The sequence below is a fragment of the Streptomyces sp. NPDC004752 genome, from assembly GCF_053601275.1.
The window spans coordinates 1-3,260 of the sequence record NZ_JBSGBN010000274.1; the positions used below are offsets into that span (position 1 = coordinate 1).

A 3,260-nucleotide genomic window follows, 5' to 3' on the forward strand; every position below is an offset into this window, starting at 1 on the left:
GGTGCCGCCCGCACCCCCGCGGCACGCCCCCGCCCCGCCCGTGCCGGACACCACCGGGCATGTGCCGCTGCCGCCCGGCGGCCCCGTCGCCGCACCCAGCACACCGCCCGCCACCACCGCGTCCGACCCGGCCGGCGCGACGCTGGCCGTCCTGCTGATCGGCCCCGCGGGCGCGGGCAAGACGAGCGTCGCCAAGTACTGGGCGGACCACCGCCGGGTCCCCACCGCCCACATCAGCCTGGACGACGTACGCGAATGGGTCCGCTCCGGCTTCGCCGATCCGCAGACCGGGTGGAACGACCACTCCGAGGCGCAGTACCGGCTGGCCCGCCGCACCTGCGGCTTCGCCGCGCGGAACTTCCTGGCCAACGGCATCTCCTGCATCCTCGACGACGCCGTGTTCCCGGACCGCCCGGTGGTGGGCCTCGGCGGCTGGAAGCGCCACGTCGGCCCCGGCCTGCTCCCGGTCGTCCTGCTGCCCGGCCTCGACATCGTCCTGGAGCGCAACGCCGAACGCTCCGGAAACCGCAGGCTGACCGACGAGGAGGTGGCCCGCATCCACGGCCGCATGGCCGGGTGGTACGGCTCGGGGCTGCCGATCATCGACAATTCCCAGCTGGACGTGCCCGGCACCGCCCGCGTTCTGAACGACGTCCTGGCCAGGGCGATAGCGAGCCCCCCGAACTGGTGACCAGGGCGGGCGCACTCCTTGGGGAAGCGCCCCCGGACCGGACGGGGACACCACCGGCCCGGACCCGGCACACGGCCGATCGCGCTCCCGATCCCTCGAACGGCAGCTCCCCGACCGGCACAATCCGGTCACCGCTTCTACGCTCGACTCATGTCAGAGGTGTATGCGAACCGCCGATCCCGGTTGAGGGAGCGCTGCACGGCGGCCGGCACCGCGGCGGCGCTCATCTCCCGCCCCGCCAATGTGCGCTATCTGGCGGGCGCCGCCCCCCAGGGCGCGGTCATGCTGCTCGGCCGGAGCGAGGACCTGCTGGTGTGCGCCGAGCCGCCCGACGACCGCCCCACCGAAGGGCGGCCGGACGAGAACCTGCGCGTGCACGTCCTGCCCGCCTCCGGCGGTGACCCCGCCGTGGCCGCCGCGGGCCTCGCCGCCGGTCAGGGCGCCGACGCCCTCGCGGTCGAGGAGCACCACCTCACCATGGCCCGCTACCGGGCCGTCACCGCCGTCGCCCCCGGTCTGCGCCTCGCCGATCTCGGCGCGGCCGTCGAGCAGCTGCGGGTCGTCAAGGACGAGGAGGAGATCTCCTGTCTGCGGATCGGCGCGGAGATCGCCGACCAGGCCCTCGGTGAACTGCTGGAGTCCATCCTGGTGGGCCGCACCGAGCGGCATCTCGCGCTGGAGCTGGAGCGGCGTCTGGTCGACCACGGCGCCGACGGGCCCGCGTTCCCGACCTCCGTCGCCACCGGACCCAACTCCGGGCACCGCGGTCACCGCCCCACCGACCGGAGGGTCGAGGAGGGCGACTTCCTCTCCGTCTGCCTGGGCGCCGCCTACCGTGGCTACCGCTGCGAGATCGGCCGTACCTTCGTCATCGGCACGTCCCCCGCCGACTGGCAGGTCGAGCTGTACGACCTGGTCTTCGCCGCCCAGCGGGCCGGCCGGGAGGCCCTCGCGCCCGGCGCCGCGTTCCGCGACGTGGACCGCGCCGCCCGCCAGGTGCTGGACTCCGCGGGCTATGGCGAGGGCCTGCAACCCGTCACCGGACACGGCGTCGGACTCGAAATCGACGAGGACCCTCAGTTGGCCCCCGCCGCCATGGGTAAACTGGACGCTTGCGTGCCGGTCACCGTCGAACCGGGGGTCCACCTCCCGGGACGGGGCGGTGTCCGGATCGATGACACGCTCGTCGTGCGCCCCGAGGCGGACGGCGGACCCGAGCTACTCACCATTACGACCAAGGAGCTGCTCGCGCTGTAGCGACCGCAGGGAGTGCAGGCACGTCCCCCGCGCCGCTCGGTTCGTGCCCCGGGGTCGTCCACGTCAGTCCAGGAGATTCCGCAACCGTGGCTTCCACGAACGACCTCAAGAACGGCCTGGTGCTCAAGCTCGAAGGCGGCCAGCTCTGGTCCGTCGTCGAGTTCCAGCACGTCAAGCCCGGCAAGGGCCCGGCATTCGTGCGCACCAAGCTCAAGAACGTGCTCTCCGGCAAGGTCGTCGACAAGACGTTCAACGCCGGCGTCAAGGTCGAGACGGCCACTGTCGACAAGCGCGACATGCAGTTCTCGTACATGGACGGCGACTACTTCGTCTTCATGGACATGGAGACCTACGACCAGCTGCACATCGACCGCAAGGTCGTCGGCGACGCCGCCAACTTCCTGATCGAGGGCTTTGAGGCCACCGTCGCCCAGCACGAGGGCGAGGTGCTCTTCGTCGAGCTGCCGGCCGCCGTCGAGCTGACCATTTCGGAGACCGAGCCGGGCGTCCAGGGCGACCGCTCCACCGGCGGCACCAAGCCCGCCACGCTGGAGACCGGCCACCAGATCCAGGTTCCGCTCTTCATCACCACCGGCGAGAAGATCAAGGTCGACACCCGCACCAGCGACTACCTCGGCCGGGTGAACAGCTAACCGTGGCTGCCCGCAACACGGCCCGCAAGCGTGCCTTCCAGATCCTCTTCGAGGCGGACCAGCGCGGTGCCGGGGTTCTGACGGTCCTCGCGGACTGGATCCGCCTCTCGCGGACCGACCCCCGGCAGCCGCCGGTGAGCGAGTACACGATGCAGTTGGTCGAGGGCTACGCGGAGCACGTGGAGCGCATCGACGAGCTGATCGCCCAGTACTCGGTCGGCTGGACGCTCGACCGGATGCCGGTCGTGGACCGCAACATCCTGCGGCTCGGCGCCCATGAGCTGATCTGGGGCGACGAGACCCCGGACGCCGTCGTCCTGGACGAGATGGTGCAGCTGGCGAAGGAGTTCTCCACGGACGAGTCGCCCGCGTTCGTCAACGGGCTGCTGGGCCGGCTGAAGGAGCTGAAGCCCTCGCTGCGGCGCGATTAGCACCGCTCGTGCCGCCGGTGCGGGGGCGTCGTGGGAAGGCGGCAGAAAGGCGGCTGAGGGGCGCCTGGGGCCGCTCACGCAGTTCCTCGCGCCCCCGAAGGGTCGTACGACAGAAAAACCGCCGGGGTGGGCGGCACCCGAGTGTTGCCGCCCCCCCCGCGGGGCGGTTATTGTTGGTGGGGGGGCGGGGGATGGTTAGTAGTGGGTGGGGACGGCCAGGCGCGCGTC

4 protein-coding genes are annotated in these 3,260 nt (G+C 71.8%); all 4 read left to right on the forward strand.

Features of this window, described 5'->3' with window-relative positions; genetic code table 11:
* The first annotated feature begins 1 nt into the window (after position 1).
* The gene (locus ACWEKM_RS46170) at positions 2 to 691 is read left to right on the forward strand and encodes an AAA family ATPase (RefSeq protein ID WP_451627307.1); all 690 of its coding nucleotides are present in this window, start codon (positions 2 to 4) and stop codon (positions 689 to 691) included.
* 150 nt (positions 692 to 841) lie between these two features.
* Positions 842 to 1,948: an aminopeptidase P family protein gene (locus ACWEKM_RS46175; RefSeq protein ID WP_451627308.1), complete on the forward strand. Its 1,107-nt coding sequence runs from the start codon at positions 842 to 844 to the stop codon at positions 1,946 to 1,948.
* Between the two features lie 86 nt (positions 1,949 to 2,034).
* Positions 2,035 to 2,601 (forward strand): elongation factor P, encoded by a 567-nt coding sequence (gene efp, locus ACWEKM_RS46180; protein WP_451627309.1) that lies wholly within the window; start codon positions 2,035 to 2,037, stop codon positions 2,599 to 2,601.
* Between the two features lie 2 nt (positions 2,602 to 2,603).
* Entirely contained in the window at positions 2,604 to 3,032 is a 429-nt protein-coding gene (gene nusB / locus ACWEKM_RS46185; protein WP_451627310.1) for a transcription antitermination factor NusB, read from the forward strand.
* The last annotated feature ends 228 nt before the right edge of the window (positions 3,033 to 3,260 follow it).